Annotated in this window: 10 protein-coding genes and 1 pseudogene; 9 read left to right on the top strand and 2 right to left on the bottom strand. The window is 60.7% G+C overall.

What is annotated here, in order from left to right; translation table 11 throughout:
* Nucleotides 1-193 precede the first annotated feature (193 nt).
* The 8 genes and pseudogenes from FJ986_RS31155 to FJ986_RS04395 all read left to right on the top strand — a co-directional run.
* Nucleotides 194-463, top strand: a pseudogene (locus FJ986_RS31155) (FHA domain-containing protein); the annotation flags it as partial.
* Nucleotides 464-1,243, top strand: a complete 780-nt coding sequence (gene tagH / locus FJ986_RS04425) for a type VI secretion system-associated FHA domain protein TagH (protein WP_318012495.1) — start codon at nucleotides 464-466, stop codon at nucleotides 1,241-1,243. It begins immediately after the preceding pseudogene.
* A gap of 333 nt (nucleotides 1,244-1,576) precedes the next feature.
* The gene (gene tssL / locus FJ986_RS04420; protein ID WP_140673497.1) at nucleotides 1,577-3,082 is read left to right on the top strand and encodes a type VI secretion system protein TssL, long form; all 1,506 of its coding nucleotides are present in this window, start codon (nucleotides 1,577-1,579) and stop codon (nucleotides 3,080-3,082) included.
* 22 nt (nucleotides 3,083-3,104) lie between these two features.
* The gene (gene tssM, locus FJ986_RS04415) at nucleotides 3,105-6,659 is read left to right on the top strand and encodes a type VI secretion system membrane subunit TssM (RefSeq protein ID WP_140673495.1); all 3,555 of its coding nucleotides are present in this window, start codon (nucleotides 3,105-3,107) and stop codon (nucleotides 6,657-6,659) included.
* Between the two features lie 158 nt (nucleotides 6,660-6,817).
* Nucleotides 6,818-7,597: a protein phosphatase 2C domain-containing protein gene (locus tag FJ986_RS04410; protein ID WP_140498305.1), complete on the top strand. Its 780-nt coding sequence runs from the start codon at nucleotides 6,818-6,820 to the stop codon at nucleotides 7,595-7,597.
* A complete protein-coding gene (locus tag FJ986_RS04405) occupies nucleotides 7,597-10,023 on the top strand; it encodes a serine/threonine-protein kinase (protein ID WP_140560438.1) in 2,427 nt (808 codons plus the stop codon). Before FJ986_RS04410 ends, FJ986_RS04405 begins: the two co-directional genes overlap by 1 nt.
* A gap of 29 nt (nucleotides 10,024-10,052) precedes the next feature.
* Nucleotides 10,053-10,535: a DUF1036 domain-containing protein gene (locus FJ986_RS04400; RefSeq protein WP_224646917.1), complete on the top strand. Its 483-nt coding sequence runs from the start codon at nucleotides 10,053-10,055 to the stop codon at nucleotides 10,533-10,535.
* Nucleotides 10,532-12,862 carry a M23 family metallopeptidase gene (locus FJ986_RS04395; RefSeq protein ID WP_140557343.1) on the top strand — a complete coding sequence of 777 codons (2,331 nt, stop codon included), beginning with the start codon at nucleotides 10,532-10,534 and terminating at the stop codon, nucleotides 12,860-12,862. The genes FJ986_RS04400 and FJ986_RS04395 overlap by 4 nt, the downstream gene beginning before the upstream one ends.
* A gap of 68 nt (nucleotides 12,863-12,930) precedes the next feature.
* Here FJ986_RS04395 and FJ986_RS04390 read toward each other — a convergent pair whose 3' ends face one another.
* On the bottom strand, nucleotides 12,931-13,464 hold the full coding sequence (locus FJ986_RS04390) for an OmpA family protein (RefSeq protein ID WP_140498307.1): 534 nt from the start codon (nucleotides 13,462-13,464) through the stop codon (nucleotides 12,931-12,933).
* 259 nt (nucleotides 13,465-13,723) lie between these two features.
* Here FJ986_RS04390 and FJ986_RS04385 point away from each other — a divergent pair, with 259 nt between their 5' ends.
* Nucleotides 13,724-14,233: a hypothetical protein gene (locus FJ986_RS04385; protein WP_224519101.1), complete on the top strand. Its 510-nt coding sequence runs from the start codon at nucleotides 13,724-13,726 to the stop codon at nucleotides 14,231-14,233.
* Nucleotides 14,234-14,289: 56 nt separating this feature from the next.
* On the opposite strand, the gene FJ986_RS04380 is transcribed toward FJ986_RS04385, so the two are convergent.
* Complete coding sequence (locus FJ986_RS04380) at nucleotides 14,290-15,534, bottom strand: caspase domain-containing protein (RefSeq protein WP_140673493.1); 1,245 nt, start codon at nucleotides 15,532-15,534, stop codon at nucleotides 14,290-14,292.
* Between the last annotated feature and the right edge of the window lie 5 nt (nucleotides 15,535-15,539).

The raw sequence follows: 15,539 nt of genomic DNA, 5'->3' as shown, positions 1-15,539 counted from the left end.
ACGTTCAGGAACTTTCCAAATCTGCCACGCCAGGCCATGTTTAGCCTACCACATGTTTTCCCGCTGACCAAAGAGGACAGGCGGGCGACAGAATCTTATCCGTCGACTCGTCGGCTTGAAACGCCGCTGTCCTGTTTTGCCTGCAAGCTGCTAGAATGTTGGAGTATCGATCAACGATCGACGGCGATCTTGGATGTACATCAGTCTGCGGATCAACAATGTCGACGCCCTGCTCGCTGGCACCTCGACCAGCTACGTGGCGCGTGATAGCGGCTTCGAAATCGGGCGCGATGCTTGTGACTGGACCTTGCCCGACCCCGACAAGTTCATCTCGGGTCGGCACTGCGAGATTCGATACGAGGCGGGCGCGTTCTGGCTGCACGACATCTCGCGCAACGGGACCTTCATCAATGGATCGAGCCAGCGCATGAGCGGCCCGCATCGGCTGGTCGATGGCGACCGGATGCTGATCGGCCGCTATGTCGTCTTGGTATCGGTCGAAGAAGAGCGCGCCACGGCAGACCACCCCAGCCGCGATTCGACACAGCGGGAAACGCCGGTCGCGACAGGCCGGCCGCTGGAATTCGGAGATGGGCCTTTCTTCGAGCCCGCGCAGCAACGGTCCGCACAGCGCATTTCCGCGCCGACATTCTCGTCGCCTGCCCTGCCCTCAACCAGGGACGAGGTGCTGCGGGAGATCGCGATCGCAGCCGGCATTTCGCCGGAATTGCTTCAATCGCGCGACCCCCATGAAGTTGCCGCCGAAATCGGCGCGGTCTTGCGGGACGTGGTCGAGGAGCTGACCCTGCTGCTGAAAGCACGCGCGGCCGCGAAAATGTTGGCCAAAAGCACACAGCGAACGATGATCAGCGCCGCCGACAACAATCCGATGAAGTTCGTTCCAGGAACCGACGACATCCTGGAAATCATGTTCGCCCGGCGCAGGACCGGCTATCTTGATGCCAGGCGCAGCATCGAAGATGCATTCCGCGATCTCAAGACTCACGAGTTTGCCACTTATACCGCGATGCAAACCGCGCTCTCCCGGCTGCTTGACGACCTGTCGCCCGAGGCGATCGGCAGGAAACTCCCGCCTACCTCGTTTACGAAGAAGAAGAGCCAAGCCTGGGACGTCTATGTCGCGACATGGCGGACCATGGAGGAGGCACATGAAAACGGCATGCTTGATATATTCCTGGCCTATTTCAGCGAGGCCTACGCCAAGGCCGGCAAGCAGAAATAGGAGGTCCCAGGAAGGCACGGCCCCGGGAAACGTATGGCCAAAAAGCATATGGCCAAAAATGCATGGCACGGCAGTCGGCGAAGAAAAGTCTCGCTGACGCCCGGCGTCCGGTTCCAATCGACGATTTCTGAGATTACGATCGCATAAGACAGTTCGCCAAGCGGGTAAGACTCATTGAGCTGAGGGTCTGCGGCAAATGTCATGTCACTACGTGATAGCATCTTCTAGCCATTGCCACGGCCGGCAGCGGCTGCCTTTCCTTTACCTGGCCGGAAACCGTTCTGCGCCCATCTCACCCCATCGCCGGCGCCCCGCCTGCACGGACGATCTGCGATGAGTTCGAAGGACGACCCCTTCGGCCCGGCGGGCAAGACGGTCATTCGCGCAAATCCGCGGAGCAAGCAAAAATCGACGCTAATTCCCGAGCTGCCCTTCGCGGACAGAGGCCAGTCCTCTCCAATCAAGGATTCGACGGTGTTCGATCCAGGCGGCGGGTGGTCGCCAGGCTGGGCATCCGGAACCGTGATTTATCAAGGTGGCCCCGGCGATGTTGGTACGCCGACAGGCTCTGCTGGGACTGCGCCGAGGACAGGCATCGAGCAGGAAAGCCTATTCAACGCCGGGAGCGGCATCAAATACGCCGCGGCAAACCCCATTCTCGCCGCGGCGGCACCTTTGCTGATGCTGCTCGGACAGTTCAGGCTCTTGCCCGTTGAAAGACAGGCGGCGCCATTGGCGCAACATGTCACCGAGGCGATTGAGAAATTCGACCGGATAGTTGAGAAGTCAGGGGTTGCCGAAGAGGATGCCCGGATCGCGAAATTCGCCCTCTGCGAAACCGCCGACGATCTCATCGGTAACCTGCCCTGGCCCAGGAATGACGCCTGGGCGCCACACGGGATGCTGCGGCAATTCTTTCACCTCGAGCCCACCGGCACCGGCTTCTACGAAGCGCTGAACAAGATCCTGGCCAGTCCCGAAAAACACTACGATCTGCTCGAACTGATGCATGCCTGCCTGTCGCTGGGTTTCGAAGGCCAGTATCGAGGCGTGACGCGACAAGACAACAATCTCGAACGCGTTCGTCGCGACGTCTACGAGACGCTTCGCTATTTCAGGCCGCGTTCCAGTGGAGACATCTCGCCGCATTGGCAGGGCGTAGCGGCGACGATGGCGCAGTCCTCCGCCCGCCTGCCGCTTTGGGTCGTCGCGGCAGCGGCGACCGCGTTGCTGACAGCGGCGTTCTTCGCATTGCGGGTCTTCATAACCAATGAAGGCGAGGCGGTCGCGGGTGAATTGCTGGCGCTCGACCCATCAACACCAGTCGTCATAGAACGCGCCAGCGTGGCGCCGTTGGCTGAGCCGGCGAAAGTCACCCCACCGGCGGCCACCGCGCAGATTGATCGTATTCGTGCGGCATTGGCCAAGGATCTCGAAGGCGGCGGGCTGACCATCGGCACCAAGGGCGACTTCATCGTCGTGGAAATCAACAATCTCCTGCTGTTTCAGTCCGGCAGGGCCGAGGCGAGGCCGGAATTCCAGCCCATTGCCACCGACATCGCCGCGGCTCTGGAACACGAGCCTGGACCAATCCGGATCGTCGGCCACACGGACAATGTGAAACCACGAAAGTCGAGCGCGTTCAAATCCAACTTCGACCTTTCCGTCGCCCGGGCGAAGGCAGTCGAAGTGTTGATGGCAGTGAAATTCACCGATCCCTCGCGACTGACGGTCGAGGGTAAGGGCGAGGACGAGCCAATCGCCGACAATGCGACACCGGATGGCCGCGCCAAGAACCGCCGTGTCGATGTGATGATCCCCAGGGAGGAAACACTGTGAGCACGGCCCGCTGGAACCACCCATGACGCGTTGGCTGTTGCGGATATTCAGCGTGATCGCGCTGGTCGGCTTCGCCGCGGCAGTGTGGTTTGCCGGGCCATTGATCCGCTTCGCCGACACCCGGCCGCTCGGACCTGGGTGGCTGCGCGCGACGATCATTGGTGTGATCCTCGCGCTGCTGGCGCTTTTTTACGCGCTGCGTTTCTGGAAAGCGAGGAAGGCGCAAAAAGCGCTCGAAGCCGTCGTTGCGCACAATGACGACCGCGATGACGATTCTCGGGTGCTCGAAGCGCGGATGAACGAGGCCGTGGCGGCGCTCAAACGGTCGAGCGGCAAGCGCAACTTTCTCTATGAGATCCCCTGGTACGTTGTCATCGGCCCGCCGGGTGCCGGCAAGACGACGGCCCTGGTCAATTCAGGCCTGAATTTTCCGCTTGCCGGTTCGGGGGACGCCCAACCGGTGGTCGGTGTTGGCGGAACACGTGCCTGCGACTGGTGGTTTACCGATCAGGCCGTGCTGATCGACACCGCAGGACGCTATACGACGCAGGACTCCAATCCCGAGATTGACAAGAAGAGCTGGCTCGCATTCCTGTCACTACTCAAGAGGTACCGCACCAGACAACCGATAAACGGCGTCATCCTGGCCATCAGCCTTGCCGATGTGATGAGCTTCGATGATCAGCAGCTTGATGCCCACATCGTCGAGATACGCAGCCGCCTGAGAGAAATTCACGAGACGCTGAAGATCCAGTTTCCCGTCTATCTGCTTTTCACCAAGGCCGATCTGGTTTCAGGGTTCACGGATTATTTCGGCGGTTTCGACGAGGCGCGCAGACGCAAGGTATGGGGCACGACATTCCAGACGGCGGAGCGCGATAGGAACATGGCCGCCGCGGCTCCTGCCGAACTCGATGGGCTGGCGGAACGACTGGCGGACGAGATGGCCGACCGCCTCCAGGAAGAGGCTGATCCGGTCACGCGCATCTCCATCTTCGGCTTTCCGGCTCAGTTCGGCGCGCTGAGGGCTCGCATTACCAGTTTTGTCGCCGGTCTATTCGACCCGTCCCGCAGCCAGGTGAACGCCAGCCTGCGTGGACTCTATTTTTCGTCAGGCACGCAAGAGGGAACGCCCATCGATCAGGTGCTGGGCGCAATCGGCCGCAATTTCGGGGGCAATTCCCGCCCGCACCTTTCCGGAACCGGCAAAAGCTTCTTTTTGCATGATCTGCTGACGGACGTCATTTTTGCCGAATCCGGATGGGTTTCGTATGACAAATCAGCTGCGAGGCGGGCGGCGGTGGCCAGATTTGGCGGCCTCGGTACGATAGCGCTGATCGCTGCTGCCGCACTCGGTACGCTCGCTCTGAGCTTCGCGGCCAACCGCTCGCTGATCGCGTCCGCAACGGTTGCCATGGGCCAGTATCGCGCGACGGCGGAAAAGCTGCTCAAGGCGGCCACGGTTACCGATGTCGACCTTGAAAACGTCATCGGCCCGCTCGACCAGTTGCGCGACCTGCCGGCCGGGTTCGAAGCCGCTGAGCTAGCGACACCGATCGGGGAGACGTTCGGCCTCAGTCAGCGGGAAAGACTTCTTTCCGCGTCCCGGACCGCTTATCGGAAAGGCCTGGAACGCATGTTGCGCTCGCGCCTGCTGATCCAGGCCGAGCGAACGATCCAAGCCAAGATGGGCGATCCCGCCGCACTCTACGAGCCGTTGAAAATCTACCTCATGCTTGGTGGCAAAGCGCCGAAGGTCGATGACGCGCTGATCGTTTCCTGGATGAAGCAAGATTGGGAACAGAACCGATACCCGGGCGAAAACAACCGCGAGGGACGAGCGCACCTCGAAAAGCACCTGCGCGCCATGCTCGCCTTGGACGACGCCTACGACCCCGTTTTCGAACTGAACCAGCCACTTGTTGAAGCCGCACAACGCTCTCTCGAACGCATGAGCCTTGCCGATCGAGCGACCGCTTTGATCAAGTCGGCGATCTACGCGGCGGCGCTGGATGACTTCTCCGTTTCCCAGCAAGGTGGTCCCGAAGCCCAACTGCTGTTCGAACGTATCGATGGCAGCGAGCTGGCGGACCTTCGTGTTCCCGGTCTCTACACCAGTTCCGGCTTCAACAGGTTCTACCTTGCCCAACTCTCGCGCATTGCGCAGATGCTCGTCGACGAGCAGTGGGTTCTCGGTGGTGGCGGAGAGCAAGGCGACATCGATCAGCAATTGCTCAGGCTCGGCCCCGAACTTCTCGATCGCTACGGCAAGGCGTTCGCCGTCGCGTGGAATAGCGTTCTCGACCAGTTGAAATTCAAGGCGATGCTGACAGACAAGCCGCACTACACCGCGCTTTCAGCCGCTGCCTCCCCCAATTCGCCGATAGAGCGGCTGTTTTCGGCGATCGCCAACGAGACGGCGCTGACACGGGACCCAGGTGACGGTCCTGGCGCCGAGACAGAATCCGCGGCTCAAAACCAGCAACGCAGCGCCGCAGAATTAGCCAAGGGCTTAGCCCGTATCGGCATACACATAGCCAACGGCAAATCGCAAATCCGCGCCGGCGCACAGCCCGCTGACGTACAGAACTTGAATCCGGGCGCGAACATTGAAGCGCGATTCAAATCATTCCAGGTCCTGGTGAACGGGCCCACCGGACATCGCCCGATCGACGCACTAGCCCAGAACTTCAGCGACATCTATCAAAGCCTGCGACTGGCCACCGAAGTTCCTTCGCAGGTGGAGCGGCTCAACGGTAATCTGCAGCTACAGATTGCCACCCTTCGCGCCAATGTCTCGCGTCTGCCCAAGCAACTCGGCCGGATGGTCAACACGACGGCAGATGAGTTCGAAGGTAACGTCGCCGAAACCTCGGTGACAAACTTGAACCAGATACTCGACCAGACGGTCACAGCCCCCTGCGAGGCAGCGATCAACGGCCGTTACCCCTTCGACGGGAGCAGCACCGAGGATGTCGCCATGGCCGATTTCGCGAAGCTGTTCGCCCCAGGCGGACTGATGGACCGGTTCTTTGCACAAAATCTGGCCTCGCTGATCGACATGACCGGCCAGGACTGGCGTTGGAAACAGGATACGCGCTTTGGACGCAACTTGTCGAAATCGACCTTGAAGGACTTCCAGTTGGCTGCGGAAATCCGCATTGCCTTTTTTCCATCGGGCGCTTCAGTACCCTCCGTCAGCGTCACCTTTACACCCTTCTCGCTGCATGGCGATGCCGACATGGCCGTACTTGATGTCGATGGCCAGACCGTTCAGAGCAACCAGACCGGAAATGGGCCGAGCACGGTGACTTGGCCGACCGGTACGGCTACCCCATCCGCGAGCCTCAGCCTGACACCAGAAATGCCAGGGCGCCAGTCCGCCATCACGTTCGAAGGGCCGTGGGCCTTGACGCGGCTTCTGAACAAGGCGGCTATCACGGGCAACGAGGGCAGCATGCAGGCCCACTTCGTGATCGGCGGGCGCGACGTCACCTACACGATCCAGACAGGGTCCGGCACCAACCCCTTCCTGCTCCCTGCCCTTTCCGAGTTCACCTGTCCCAAGGCGTTCTGAGATTGAGATGATCCTGGGCAGTAAGCCGCAGAAGCGCAAAACCAGGCACACACATATTTTAGTTTTCGATACTTTAATGTTTGAGCCTGTGGCAAAGTGGCACGAACGCGCCCGAAGGCGCGTCGCGGAGGACGCTGGGTGAAGCGTTTGGTGGCAAATTGAACAATGTCGCCCTTCCCATTGAAAGCTTCGGCGTGAGCCACAGAGGCTGTGTGCGGGAGCTCAATGAAGACAACTACCTGGTCGAGCCCCAGGCTGGCCTGTGGTTGGTCGCCGACGGGATGGGTGGTCACGACGCCGGAGAAGTCGCTTCAGCCAGTATCGTCAATCATCTGGCAACGATCGGGATTGCCAGCTCCGCACCGGATCTTCGGGCGCGCTTCGAAGACAGGCTGAGCAGGGCTAATGCCGAGATCCGCCGCATATCCCAGTCTCGCGGGATAACAATCGGCTCAACTTTTGCCGCCCTGCTTGCCATAGACGGGCGGTTCGCCTGCCTCTGGGCTGGTGACAGCCGCGTGTATCTGATCCGCGAGGCCTCGATCTCGCAAATATCGAAGGACCATACCGAGGTTCAGGAACTCATCGATAAAGGCATGCTCACCGAAGCCGAAGCGCTCACCTGGCCGCGCCGCAATGTCATTACGCAGGCAGTCGGCGTCAGCGACGAGATTGTCATCGATTTCCAGCAAGGTGAAATCCTGCCGGGGGACATCTTTGTGCTGAGCACCGATGGCCTGACGGCGCATGTCACTGATGCTGAGATCAAGGCTGCGACAGTGTCCGCGACACCTCAGTCGGCGTGTGAAAACCTGCTGGAAACGGTTCTGGCGCGTGGCGGAACAGACAATGTGACCATCGTGCTTGTCAGGGTCGCGGGCGGATACGATAGCCAGTCGCCCCGTCCAGCTGCGTACAAAGCGCGGGGGCGGGGCTGATGAGCGCCGACGACAAGACGCGGATATCGCCAAGCGCGGCCAACACTGCCGTGGGCACGCAACTGAGCGGTATCTACGAACTTGACGAGCGGATCGCATTCGGGGGCATGGGCGAAGTCTACCGGGGCCACAACATCCAGACCGGCGACCACGTTGCGATCAAGATCGTTTTGCCGGAATTCGCGCGCGACCAAACGATCTTGTCCCTGTTTCGCAAAGAGGCAACTATCCTGAACCACCTGTCGCATGACGCGGTGGTGCGTTATCACGTCTTCACGATCGATCCGGGGATCGGTCGTCCGTACCTCGCCATGGAATTCGTCGATGGAGCGTCGTTGTTCGACATCATGCGACGTGGGGCGATGCCGACGGGAGAGGTACGAAAGCTGTGCCATCGCCTCGCTTCCGGTCTAAGCGCCGTGCACCAGGCCGGAGCAATACACCGCGACCTCTCGCCGGATAACATTATTCTGCCGGGGGACCGGGTTGACCGTGCGAAGATCATCGATTTCGGCATCGCACGCTCGGCGACGGTGGGCGGAGAGACCCTGATAGGCGGAAGGTTCGCGGGAAAGTACAACTATGTTTCGCCCGAACAACTCGGGCTCTACAGCGGCGACGTCAGAGAGCAGTCCGACATCTACAGCCTTGGGCTGGTATTGGTTGCCGCCTTGCGCGGCAAGCCGGTCGATATGAGCGGCTCGCAGTTCGAAGTCATCGAAAAGCGCCGGACCGTGCCTAATCTCTCCGATATCGATGACGATTTTCGCGGCATTGTCGAAGCCATGCTTCAACCGGATCCGCGAGACCGGCCCGTCAGCATGGCCGAAATCGCCAGGATGACACGTGACGACAACGAGGAGACAATCCCGCCGACTTCCCTCACACCCCGCGTTAGGCCGGGTTTGCCGCCGATAGGGCAAGCCGCTGCTCCAGCCAGCAAGAATGAGGTCGAGCGGCACGACGACGCAGACGCGACGGGTTCAGGTAGGCCGCGCTTCGTCCAGCATGTGCGGCCCGCGCATTTGTCTGGACCGCCGCGCCCGCCCCCCCTCGGCGCTGCACGTACGGCCATGGCCGAGGTGCCTGGCAAATCCACAAGGACCCGAACGATCGCGCTCTGTGCCTTGGCGGCGCTAGCCGTGGCCTCTGGAGGCGGCCTTTATCTGGGCGGCGTCATGACGCCCGCGACGCCGACTGTCGGCAAGACGTCGCTTTCCGCGGCAGAGCCAGCAAAGCCCACGCCCCAAACGTCACAGCCCGCCGCTACGCAGGATGTAGCGAACGCGCCCGAGCCGCCAAAGGTTGTTCCGCCGGCGCAGCCGGAAACGCAGGCCGGCACACCGCCCGCCGAGGATAAGCCACATGCTGTGGCAGCTCAAAGACTGCCGTCGGCCAAGCCCGTCGACATACCTCTACGAACCGAGGCGCCGCCGAAGCCAATCGCGACGAACGCGCCGCCGCCCGAAAGGGCATCGCCGGCAATCCAGCCCGACACGACGGCCAGCGATAGGCAAAAGCCGACTTCGCCCGCTACGACCGCTCCAACCCCGCCAGAAGCCGAAACGGTCCAAACTCCGCCGCCGGCTGAGACGGAGGTTGTCGAGACCAAAAAGCCCGAACCACGGGCCAGCCCGCCGGCCGCCCCAATCCCGGAACTGAAATCGAATGCAGGTCCAGCGGTGGATGCCAACGGCAACAGCCAGATTTCTGCATTGCCGACAGGCAAGCAGCCGAACCAACGCGTTGTAGCGTTGAACGTGCCCAAACCAGCGATCCCCCCGGCGGTCGACGATATCGCTCAACGCGTCGCCTGGGTTCGCGCCTTCGGCGGCGGCGACTGTTTCTATGCCGCCGTCACATCTGCTACCGACAAGGCCGCCGCAATCGAAGGATTTGGCACGGCCGTCCAGCCATTCGAACGCATGCTCGGCGATTTCCAGGCAAAATTCCATGTCGAGCCAGACATCAGCGTCCGCCTCATTGAGCCAAGCCAATGCGAGGTAACCAATTTTCTGCGCTTTCTGGGACAGACCGCGGCCGACCAGCCGCAGCTTGTTCTCGACCGAACATCCGTGCCGAACGGTACGCCGATTAGCGGTACATTGGTAACGCGCAGAGGACTCATCTCCAGCGTTCTGCTGATCGACCACAAAGGAATGGTGTTCAATCTCGACGACCGCATCGTCACCGGGTCGGACAAGGCGACCTTCAGGATCCCGATTGGTCTCGGCGCGGCCGATAAGGCTGCTGGAAAGTCCGTGCCGCAGATAATACTGGTGATCACGGGCCCTCGCGACATTCAGTCGGCTGCCTTCTCCGATCCCACGCCGGCTTCGGCGCTGTTGCCCAAAATCATCGAGGAAGTCGAGACCGACGGATCTCGGTTCTCAGCCACTGCCAAGTATTTCCGGCTCGGCGGATAGCGTGGGCCTAGCATGGAACGCCGCCGCTGGTGTTTGACCGCTTGGTCTGCCCTGCCCGAAAAGCAGCAGGTCCGGTTCCAGCCCTATCTGCCCCGAGGGCGCGCATGAAACTCGCGATTATTTTGGGCGCTCCCCTCGCCCTGCTGTTGTCCAGCCAAGCGCGAGCCGAGTTCACGGTCTGCAATCAGACACTCGATGTCGTCAATCTCGCCGTCGGCCAGAAGGTCGACAATGCGGACCAGACCGATGGATGGTGGACCATCGGCGCAAACCAATGCGTGAACGTTATCCGGGAGGAACTGACCAACCGCTACGTCTACATCTATGCAACTGACGTGTTTGGTCATGCCATCCTCGCCGGATTGACCGAAATGTGCATCGAACGGCGACGTTTCTCGATCCGCGGCAGTGACGAATGCTGGCAGCGCGGCCACATCACCGCCCGGTTTCTGGAAGTCGACACCCTCGAACAGGTGCGGTGGACCTTCTTCCTGACCGCAAGCAATCCGTGACACACCATATCGACACGAGCTTCAGACAGAAGAAGCAGGCGCGCGCCGCCCTTCGCAGGCGCACGCTATGGCGTAGATTGATGGTGGGTTTGACCTCGGCTGTGCTGCTTTGCGTGGCCGCCGGTTTTTACCTGACCGCGGACTATTGGTCATTCGGCGACGAAGACGAGGAGTTGCATGCGGTCGAGGGGGCGGACGATGTGCCGGCCGACGCATCCGTCTACGTGCCAGCGCTGATCGATCTGGCGGGGGACCCGATGTGGATCACCCTTGCGCCAGATGCCGGCGCCGCAACCAAAGGCCGAGTGGTCCCGCGTCCGGCAGAACTCGATCAGGCCGACGTTTCTCCCCAGCTCGAAGTCCTGTCAGACGTCATGCTGAGCGCCAGCGAAAAATTCATGACGACGATACCGTCGACGCAGGAGGATTTCGCATTCTTCCAAGCGCAACGAAAAACCGCTGCCGCGCCATCGGGCGATCTGGAGAACGATCTTCAACCCTCGCCTCCCGCCAGGGAACTTGAAGCGGCTTCCGGTCAGAAAGCCGACAGCGACGATCCCGAAGCCGGATGGGGTGAGACGATCGATGCAGGCGATGCAGCCCTGCCGGCATTCCAGAAGACCGAGATCGAGAACAACACGAGCGTCGTAGCCGTCACCAATGAGTACCAGCGATTCGCGGCGACCGAAGACACGTTCGTAAAGGTTCTCAATGATCGCAGTCTGGACAGCGTAGCGTTGGATGCGCACTTCTCCGCGCAGGATGCCAAGCTGGCAGGCGAGGCCCTGAGCGTGCTTTTCCACCGGGACGGCCTGGCAGCGGGTTACGTCGTTGCGATGCGAGGGTTCAGGCCGACGCGCGACACGAGCGCAATGTCCCTGATGCAGGTTTCGATCTACGCCAAGAACCTGTTCGTCGGCACGCTGACGCGCAACGGCGCGGGCGCCTTCGTGTCGGGTGTTGATCCCTGGGTTCGCGAAGATCTGTTCAACTATTCGGGCGCACAGGAAGAAGGTACGCATAAACGACAGTATCGTCTGCTCGACGCCATCTATTCGACGGCAGCCCGCAACAATGTTCCAACCGGCGTGATCGGCGAGGCGATCATGTATCTTTCGAGAGGACAGGATCTGGACGCCTTTGCAAGCGAGGACCAGCGTCTGGTGATGATCTATTCACAGACGCCCAGGGGCAAGGACGAGGGCGCGGGACGGGTTCTGTATGTGGGCGTGCAGGGGAGCGAGAAAAGCCTCGACTGTTTTGTCTTCCAGCAAAGCGACGGCCAGTTTGCGTGTGTTACAGGTGACGATCAGGTACGCTCGCTGACAGTCACCAACGGCATGGTCACGCCGGTGAATGGCGTCATGACCTCCACCTTCGGACCACGAAAGCACCCCATTCTGGGGACCGTGCGCATCCATAAGGGCGTCGATTGGGCGGCACCCGTCGGCACGCCGATCGCAGCCGCCTTCGATGGCGAGATCACCTTCCAGGGCGATGGGGGAAGCTACGGCAATCTGGTCAAGATCTTGCACAAAAACGGCCGCGAGACGCGTTATGCGCACATGCAGAAATTTGCAATCGAAGCCGGCGTCGGCACCAAGGTCAAGGCAGGCGACGTCATCGGCTATATCGGCACCACCGGATTATCGACCGGCCCTCACCTGCATTTCGAGCTTTACCAAAACGGCGAGGCGATCGACCCCTTGGGCACGGTTACCGCGGTCGCATCGAACGATTCCGCGGTCGAAACGCTCACCGAGCGCATCGTTCACGTCGAAAGTGGCGGTAGTGCTCGCGCCAAGAATCCTAATTCTTCCGCGACGGGCGCCGGCCAGTTCATAACCAAGACCTGGATCAGGATGATGAATACCTACCGCCCGGAGCTTGCACGCACGCTGTCGACCGACGACCTACTCGCCCTGCGCTACGACGCCACGATCTCGCGAGAGATGGTGCGCAACCTGGCGCGCGAAGGCGAGGCCTACCTGCGCCAGCGCGGCCACCAAATCACGGCCGGCCGGCTCTATCTCTGTCATTTCCTTGGAATGGAAGGCGCGCATCAGGTTCTGTCGGCATCAGGTTCGGCGCAGCTGAGCGCTGTCCTGGGGTCGGCCGTCATCCAGGCCAACCCGTTCCTCACCGGCAAGACAGCCAGCTACGTGGTGGACTGGGCCGAAAGAAAAATGGGCCAGAAGCTGACTCATCTGGCAACCGACGCCGGGTCACAGACAACGACCACCGAAATCCGTCAGACGTCGCCGGAGTTCGAAAAATACAAACAGGCCATCACTGCTCTCATGGGCTCGATCCCAAATACGCTCTGAGCGTCAGGTCTGGCATGAGTTTCTTGCGCAGAAGGGTTCCCCCTCGGTTTGCCGCGCAGTTTCGACGGTTATTGCGTTTTTATCCGCATTTCCACGCGGCGGTTGGCAGGATCGTACGGGTTGGCGTTGCGAGGGTTCTTCTCGCCCATGCCGACGGCGTTGATGCGCGCGGCCTCGACACCGCTGGCCGTCAGGAAAGCTGCCACCGATTTCGCTCTTCGTTGTGACAGACCTTCGTTGTAGCGCAGCGTGCCCGTCGCATCGGTGTAGCCTTCGACGACGAAGTTGAACGTGCTCAGCCGGTTGTCTTTCAAAGCCTTGGCGAACTCTTCGAGCTCAGCGCGCGCGGTTGCGTCGAGTTGGGCCGAATCCAGCCCGAAATTGATCAGCATGTCGAGGTTGGATCTGCCTTCCTGCTGCCCATTGGTGTTGCTCTTGTTGCACTCCTCTTCGGAACCGACACAAATTCCTCGAGATTTGCCAAGATCGGCTGCGCCGGCAAAAAACTTCACGATGTCTTCTGATTTCCGAGCCGGATCGGCGGAAGCATGGTTCGAGAAAAACACGACCGCCAACACAAAGGCTGAACGACTCCACTGCATAGCGCTCCTCCTGTTTGAGTATCCGATTTTGATCGACCGCGAACATATCAAATTCCAGCGCAATTGTCTGTGGCCAAACGTTGGAGGTGCGATCATCGCGATTGTTTTGGCCGTGGCACGGCTTGAGACTTGACCCGCGCCGTGCCTGAGGCTTGAGTGGCCAAAGTTCCTCGATGAAAGCGCGGCGTTCATGGCCCATGGGCTCCGATTCAAAACGGCACGGGATCTTTTCGCAGCTTGTCCCGCTATCACCAGGGACATGCGCACTCCTCCGACCGAACAGCACTCGATCGCGTTTTGCCGCGACCTCCTCGCCGGGCGCATTCCTGAGGAAGCGATTACATTTTGCGCCTACCTGCTTCCCGAGCGGGCCGCAGTCTGGTGGGCCCACGAATGCCTAAGCCATCTGAGCGACCTCTTCGATGAGACCGATCACCGGTTGCTCGGTCTTGTCCGCGACTGGGTGAGCGAACCCGACAGCCCCCGCCATCGAACAGACGTCAGAGCCGCCGCGGCAAAATCGCCAACAACCCCGGTCGGCTGGATTATCCTAGCTGCGGGATCGCGTGAAGATCGGTCAGCCGTGGCCGCGATGCCGGCACTGGATTTGCAGCATTCTCCTGCTGCCTATGCAATCAATGCCGGAATTCTGGCCGGTCTGGCACGCGTGGCGCTCGTGGACCGTTTCTCGGTGCTGTCGGCGTTCGTCGAAATCGGTATCCAGATGGCCGAGATCGAGGCCCTCCACCAGTCAACGGATGCATCTTAGGGGCACTCGCCCACACGACCGGCACCCACAGAACTGGAGGACGCCCTCCGTCCCGCCTACTTGCAACCCCCTTGAGCCCATTTGGCGAGCGCCACCTTGAAGCGTGTCCCAAGCGGATGCTGCAAGCGCAGAACGGAGACATCGTTGGCGGCGAAATTCTTCGCCTGATCACACAGTCGGGTCTCGTTCCACTCATGGCAGCCGTCGCAGTGCTTGCCCTGCCATACCGAATTGTCGAGGCCCTCCACCGGACTGAAGCGTGGCTCGCCTTTTATGAGCTCCGCAATACTCTTCCCATCGATTTCGGGGTCGCCGAAATCGATCGGAACGTCGAAAAAGATCGGGTCGTCAGAGGCGAGTTTTGGGATTTTCTGACGGAGCACATTGAGTGCGAGTTGGGCGTCATTGGCGGAGCTCGACGGATTAGCAGTGGCATTGCGCGTATCCGAGCCGCCTTGCGGTCCGGGAACGCCCGCCTCACCGACGATCAGCGGTGCGTTGAGATCAACCTTGTGCAGGACGACCTCGGTGGTCAGCGAGACGTTGCTCCAGGGGCGCTGCTTGCTAGCGGTTGCCTTGAACACATCGGCGGTAACACGGTTCATCGCCTCAGTGATGGACACATTTGTCTCGCCAATGTGCGCAAGCAACGCCGAGGTGAACGGCGAATGTTTGCCGGATCCGTCGTAGGCGACCTGATTTGGACTGGTGGCGAACGCGACAAGCGTACCGGCACCGCCATTCTCGATCGAGATTTCCGCAAGGCCGCTTTTTGCTCCCCTGACGCCGGCGGTCTTTGCCAGCACCTCGGCTAGAGGATTGTCGCGACAGGCGTCGAGGAAAATAAGCCTTATGCTGGTCTCGCGAGACATCTGTCGCAGAACGAAATCGACAGGCACCGCCTCGAAGTCGAGCGAAGTCTCGTCCTCCAGGGCGGCATCGATCGGAAGAAGGTAGTTGCTGCCTGAAACCTGCAAGCCATGGCCCGCATAGAAGAAAAGCGCGATGTCCGCCCCGCGCACCTGCTTTGCGAACTGCGCTATTGTCGTCTGGGTCTGCAACTTGGTCAGATCGAAGCCGGAAACGACTTCAAAACCAAGATCTTTCAGGCTTTCGGCGATGGCTTTGGCGTCGCGCACCGGATTGGCGAGTGCCGGGGCGTGCAGATATTGGGAGTTGCCAAGTACCAGCGCTGTACGGCGCTCGGCATCGGCTGCCGTCAAAGTGAAAAGCAGCGCAACTGCCGCGAGCCCGATTGCGCGCAGAAGGCTACTGCGACGGGCGATCAGATCGAAACCCACCGGGA

The organism is Mesorhizobium sp. B1-1-1, assembly GCF_006442955.1.
GTDB lineage: Bacteria > Pseudomonadota > Alphaproteobacteria > Rhizobiales > Rhizobiaceae > Mesorhizobium.
Note: the sequence above shows the minus strand (reverse complement) of the source record. Positions and strands in the feature narration are given on the sequence as shown.